Raw genomic sequence first — 1,400 nt, 5'->3', positions numbered from 1 at the left:
CGCACGAAGATCGTATGCACACTTGGACCTGCTACCGCCACCGGTGACCGTATTCGCGAGCTCGTCGAAAGCGGTATGGACGTGGCGCGGCTGAATTTCAGCCACGGCGAGCACGCCGACCACGAGGAGAACTACAAACGCGTGAGGGCGGCCTCGGATGCGACGGGCAAGGCGGTCGGTGTCCTGGCCGACCTGCAGGGCCCGAAGATCCGGTTGGGCCGGTTCGCGGAGGGTCGCACCACGTGGGCCAACGGTGAGGAGGTGCGGATCACCGTCGAGGAGTGTGAGGGCACCCACGACCGGGTCTCGACGACGTACAAGCAGTTGGCGGAGGACGCCCGGCCGGGCGACCGGTTGCTGGTGGACGACGGCAAGGTCGGTCTCGTCGTCTCCGGGGTGGAGGGCAACGACGTGATCTGCCGGGTCACCGAGGGCGGCCCGGTGAGCAACAACAAGGGTGTGTCGCTGCCGGGGATGAACGTGTCGGTTCCGGCGTTGTCGGAGAAGGACATCGCGGATCTGGAGTTCGCGCTCGCGCTGGGTGTTGACTTCATCGCGTTGTCGTTCGTGCGGTCGCCGGCGGATGTGGAGTTGGTGCACGCGGTGATGGACCGGGTGGGTCGGCGGATCCCGGTGATCGCGAAGCTGGAGAAGCCGGAGGCGATCGACAACCTCGAGGCGATCGTGCTGGCGTTCGATGCGGTGATGGTCGCGCGCGGTGACCTGGGGGTGGAGTTGCCGCTCGAGCAGGTGCCGCTGGTGCAGAAGCGGGCGATTCAGATCGCGCGGGAGAACGCGAAGCCGGTGATCGTGGCGACGCAGATGCTGGAGTCGATGATCGAGAATTCGCGGCCGACCCGCGCGGAGGCGTCGGATGTGGCGAATGCGGTGCTCGACGGTGCGGACGCGGTGATGCTGTCCGGTGAGACGTCGGTGGGTAAGTATGTGATGGAGACGGTGCGGACGATGGCGCGGATCGTGGAGGCGGTGGAGAACGAGTCCACGCAGGTGCCGCCGTTGACGCATGTGCCGCGGACCAAGCGGGGGGTGATTTCGTATGCGGCCCGTGACATCGGGGAGCGGTTGGATGCGAAGGCGTTGGTGGCGTTCACGCAGTCCGGGGACACGGTGCGGCGGTTGGCGCGGTTGCACACGCCGTTGCCGTTGCTGGCGTTCACGCCGTTGCCGGAGGTGCGCAGTCAGTTGTCGTTGACGTGGGGGACGGAGACGTTCATCGTCGATCCGGTGGACAGTACGGATGCGATGGTGCGGCAGGTCGACAATGCGTTGCTGGGGTTGGGTCGGTATCAGAAGGGTGAGCTCGTGGTCATCGTGGCGGGGTCGCCGCCCGGCACCGTAGGCTCGACCAACCTGATCCACGTCCACAGAATCGGCGAAGA

General features: G+C 66.4%; 1 protein-coding gene. It reads left to right on the top strand.

Going from position 1 to position 1,400, the window contains the following annotated elements; translation table 11 throughout:
* The coding region (pyk, locus tag P3H15_RS53960) for a pyruvate kinase (RefSeq protein ID WP_276144816.1) at positions 1 to 1,400 on the top strand (1,400 nt) is incomplete at both ends.

Source organism: Rhodococcus sp. T2V, from assembly GCF_029269925.1.
Taxonomy (GTDB): domain Bacteria; phylum Actinomycetota; class Actinomycetes; order Mycobacteriales; family Mycobacteriaceae; genus Rhodococcus_F; species Rhodococcus_F koreensis.
Note: the sequence above shows the minus strand (reverse complement) of the source record. Positions and strands in the feature narration are given on the sequence as shown.